5 protein-coding genes are annotated in these 3,828 nt (G+C 74.0%); 3 read left to right on the top strand and 2 right to left on the bottom strand.

Translation table 11 applies throughout. From position 1 onward, the window contains the following. Nucleotides 1–107: 107 nt before the first annotated feature. Nucleotides 108–638 carry an EF-hand domain-containing protein gene (locus ABZ495_RS36885; protein ID WP_329491614.1) on the bottom strand — a complete coding sequence of 177 codons (531 nt, stop codon included), beginning with the start codon at nucleotides 636–638 and terminating at the stop codon, nucleotides 108–110. Between the two features lie 108 nt (nucleotides 639–746). After that, entirely contained in the window at nucleotides 747–1,676 is a 930-nt protein-coding gene (locus ABZ495_RS36880) for a LuxR C-terminal-related transcriptional regulator (RefSeq protein WP_359840354.1), read from the bottom strand. Between the two features lie 198 nt (nucleotides 1,677–1,874). On the opposite strand from ABZ495_RS36880, the gene ABZ495_RS36875 reads away from it, so the two are divergent. The 3 genes from ABZ495_RS36875 to ABZ495_RS36865 all read left to right on the top strand — a co-directional run bounded on the left by ABZ495_RS36875 (nucleotide 1,875) and on the right by ABZ495_RS36865 (nucleotide 3,717). Beyond that, nucleotides 1,875–2,453, top strand: coding sequence for a hypothetical protein (locus ABZ495_RS36875; protein ID WP_329491616.1), 579 nt, complete (start codon nucleotides 1,875–1,877; stop codon nucleotides 2,451–2,453). Between the two features lie 582 nt (nucleotides 2,454–3,035). After that, nucleotides 3,036–3,227, top strand: a complete 192-nt coding sequence (locus ABZ495_RS36870) for a hypothetical protein (protein ID WP_359809767.1) — start codon at nucleotides 3,036–3,038, stop codon at nucleotides 3,225–3,227. Between the two features lie 28 nt (nucleotides 3,228–3,255). Further along, nucleotides 3,256–3,717 (top strand): hypothetical protein, encoded by a 462-nt coding sequence (locus ABZ495_RS36865; RefSeq protein ID WP_359809765.1) that lies wholly within the window; start codon nucleotides 3,256–3,258, stop codon nucleotides 3,715–3,717. Nucleotides 3,718–3,828: the final 111 nt, after the last annotated feature.

The raw sequence follows: 3,828 nt of genomic DNA, 5'->3' as shown, positions 1-3,828 counted from the left end.
GCACGCTGGTCATCGCGATCTCGCAGTCCGGCGAGACCATGGACACCCTGATGGCGCTGCGCCGGTTCGCCTCGTTCCGGCCGGACCACCGGCCCGGGGCGAGTGGCTCAGGGGGACGGGACCGGCGCCGGCGCGGGTCGGCCGTCGCCGTACACGCTCGCCATCGAGGAGGTGCCGGTGGTGAGGAAGTCCCGGATGGCCGCCAGGTAGGTGTCGCGGTCGACGGTGCCGCCGCCGTCGGGGTCGAGGGCGTCGAAGGCCGCGTCGACGTCGCCCTCCGCGTTCCCGGTCGCGGTGCGCAGCCGGCTGAACTCCTCGCGGGTGAGGCGGCCGTCGGCGTCGGCGTCGGCGAGGTCGAACAGCGAGCCGAGGGCGGGCCGGCAGGTCGCCTCGAACGCGTCGTGTCCCGCCCAGGAGCGGTACTCCTCGAAGGTGACGCGGGAATCGTGGTCGGCGTCCATCTGGCGCCAGACCTCCTCGTGGGCGGTCCGGGCCGCGACGACGAGCGGGTCCCGGGCGTCGCGCCCCACGGCCGCGGCCGCCCGGTCGACCCGGGCGGCGTACTCCGCCCGCGAGATGACGCCGTCGCCGTCCGTGTCCAGCATGGAGAAGATGCGGCGCTTCGCCGGATCTGACATTGCGTGTCCTCCTGGTGGCTGTCCGTGGTTCTCGCCGGTCACGCTATCCAGTGGGACCGCCCTGGCGGCGCAGGCGCGTCGACGCCCGTCCCGGGCCCGGCGCCGGGTTCACAGCCAGCCGCGCTCCTTGGCGCGCAGGGCGGCCTGGAAGCGGGTGGTGGCGCCGAGGCGGGTCATCAGGCCGGCGACGTGGGTGCGGTACGTGCGCAGGGAGATGTTCAGCTCGCGGGCCGCGTTCTCGTCCTTGCTGTGCTCGCTCAGGGTGCGCAGGACCTGGGCCTCGACGGTGGTGAGGTCGAGGTGGTCGAGGTCGGTGGCGCGGGTCCAGAGCCCTTCGAACAGGTCGACCAGCGCGGCGACGATCCCGGGTTGGCCGATCTGCAGGGTGTCCGACTCCGGCCGGGCGGGGTCGAGGCGGACGAAGGCGACCCGCCGGTCGACGATGAGCAGCCGGCGGAACGGTTCGGGCGTCACGCGGTGGACGTCGCCCAGGTCGTGCCAGTGCCGGGCGTAGGCCATCTGCTCGGGCCGGTCGAGCGCCACCGTGCTGACGAGGGTGCGGCAGGCCATCCCGTCGGCGAGCGCCCGCCGGAACCGGAGGGCCGTTTCGTCGCGGAGCGGAACCCCGCTGCGGGGCAGCGGTTTGGCGTTCAGCGTCTCGACGCGTCCCGGCATCGTGCGGATCCGGTGGGTGACCTGCGCGGTGTCCCTGATGCGCTCGACGAGCTCGACGCGGCGACCGTGGCGGGCCTCCTCGGCGAGCTCCCACACCACGTCGAACGCGGAGTCGAGCCGGGCCAGTTCACGGGAGGTGTGCTCCACGCGGCGGCGGACGAGCAGGTCGACGGCGGCCGCGGGCGGCAGCGGGGCCAGCGTCGCGTCGAGCAGCCCCAGGTCCCGCAACTCCCCGAGGACCGCCCGTACATCGGGCAGGCCCAGGTCCGCGCCCGCGGTGTCGGGATCGCCCGGCCGGGTACGCAGCACGTAGCGGTAGACGCGCTCCTGGTCGTCCGTCAGACCCAAGCTCTGCAAACTCATGGCCGCCCCCGGGTCCGTGCAGTTTCCTGCATCAAGTCTTGCACTCTCTGCCCGTTCCGCCGAGAGCGGGTGCTTGACAGGCTGAGGGATTGCCGGGCGGAGCGACCGCCCGCGGCGTCGATCGACAGCGGACCGCACGATCGGCACCGGATCGCACGCTCGACACCGCATCGCACGTTCAACAGGGGAGACATCGTCATGGGCCACCTCCGCAGTTTTGCCCCGTGGATCGCCGTCGCGGTCCTCACCGGCACCGTCGACCTCCGCTGGGCCGCGCTCACCGGCCTCCTGCTGGCCCTCGCGCTCGTGGTGACCCAGCGCCGCGCCGGCCGGGGCTGGGACGCCCTGGTGATCGAGGCCAGTGCCGTCGTCTTCCTGGCCGGCTACACCTGCGCCGCCTTCGCCGCGCCCGACTCCACCGCCGTCGCCCACTACGGCCCGCCGCTGTCCTCGCTCTGGCTGGCGGCCACCGCCTGGGGCTCGCTCGCGCTCGGCCGGCCCTTCACCCTCGGCATCGCCCGCACCCAGACCCCCGAGCACGTCTGGAAGAGTCCGCTGTTCCTCCGGGTCAACCGCGTCATCACCGCGGTGTGGGCGGCCGCGTTCACCCTCGCCGGCCTCGGTGGCGCGCTGCTGCGCCACTACCGGCCGGACGCGGGCGACGCCCGCACCCTGCTCACCGTCGCCACGTTCGTCCTGCCGCTCCTGTTCACGGTCCGCTATCCGACGCTCGCCCGTGCCCGGCACGCGGCCGCGGCGGGCCCGGCCGCCCGGTGAGCACCCCTGACCCCGGTCGCCCGGTCCGTGCGTCGTCCGCGGCGACGGGCCGGGCGGTGTCGTCGTAAGTCGGTTGCCCCGTCCGCCGGGCGGGCGTCACAGTGGGCGCATCGCGCCGAACCACCAGGAAGGAGCGCGACCGTGCACGCCTTCACCCGCTCCCCGTGTCAGCGCTTCCGGTGCTCCTGGATCCGGGGGACGTCCTCGTAGTGCGCCCGTCGGCCGCCGGCCGGGCCGCCTCGGGGGAGGGTCCCCGAGGCGGCCTTTTCGGCGCGGCGCCTCCGCCGAGGGTGAGCTGGGCACGGGAGGGCCCAGGGGTCGGTAACACCCCCGCTTCGGCTGTGACGGTTCGACTCCGTCCTCGCCCACCCTCGCCGGCTCCGCACGGCAGCTGGCTTGCCGCACCGGCGATCTGACGTCGTTTCAGTGTCAGACCCTCCGAGCATAATGAAGTATCGCCGCAGACGGGGGCCGTCCTGGCGCGGCCGGATCCGCATTCCGAGGGCCCGTGCGAGCGGGGCGGAATCCGCGCGCCGCAGGTCGTCAGGCACCTCGTCCGGCGCCAACTGGGGGAGTGGATAGATGATCATCATCGGCATCGTCATTCTGGCCGGACTCGTCCTGTTCGGCATCATCGCCGGCTCGATGACGGACGGCGGGGACCGGAAGAGGAAGTCCCGTTACCGCGGCGGCGATTCCGGCGGCAGCGGCGGCGGTTGCGGCGGGGGAGGCTGTGGCGGAGGGGGTTGCGGCGGCGGCTGCGGCGGCAGCTGAGCGCCCGGCCGCCGGGAACGGAGCAGGCGTGCTCTCACGAACGTACTCCCGTCGCGTCGACCGCGTGCAGGCGGCCGTCGACGCGCTCGAACTGCCCCCCGCCGTCTACCGGACGTGCCCGTTCGAACCGCGCGAGCTGGTCGAGACCGGGCTGCGCCAGTGGCTGCGCTGCTGCGGGGCGGCGATGCTGGACCGGCAGGTCATCGGCATGCCGTCGTTCGCCGTGGACGAGGCGTGGCACGGGCTGATCCTCTGCACCGAGCGCTACGCGGCCTTCTGCCGGACGGCCTACGGGCGGTTCCTCCACCACCATCCGCAGGGTGGAGAACTCGCCGGCAGCGCGCGGCGCGCCGGATCGATGGCGGAACAGCTGCGCCGCACCACCGTGGCCTGGTCGTTCGTGGCCCGGCCCGGTGAGGAGTGCGTCCTGTGGGACCTCGACGTGCGGGTGGGCGTGCCCGAACCGTGGGGTGCGCGCCCCCGGCCGTAGTGGCGACGGTGCCCGCGGCCGACATGGTTCGGGGCGGGTCGGCGACGGGTGGCGGCTGGTGTAGCCGCGGGCGCGGATTTCGGTTCCGTCGCCGAGCCTCAGCAGGGCGGC

The organism is Kitasatospora sp. NPDC005748, assembly GCF_040630735.1.
Classification (GTDB): domain Bacteria; phylum Actinomycetota; class Actinomycetes; order Streptomycetales; family Streptomycetaceae; genus Kitasatospora.
This window is presented reverse-complemented; position numbering and strand designations above follow the sequence as displayed.

Coding starts and splice junctions, on each gene's coding strand:
- ABZ495_RS36885 (WP_329491614.1), bottom strand. CDS start 638: ATGTCAGATCCGGCGAAGCGCCGCATCTTCTCCATGCTGGACACGGAC.
- ABZ495_RS36880 (WP_359840354.1), bottom strand. CDS start 1,676: ATGAGTTTGCAGAGCTTGGGTCTGACGGACGACCAGGAGCGCGTCTAC.
- ABZ495_RS36875 (WP_329491616.1), top strand. CDS start 1,875: ATGGGCCACCTCCGCAGTTTTGCCCCGTGGATCGCCGTCGCGGTCCTC.
- ABZ495_RS36870 (WP_359809767.1), top strand. CDS start 3,036: ATGATCATCATCGGCATCGTCATTCTGGCCGGACTCGTCCTGTTCGGC.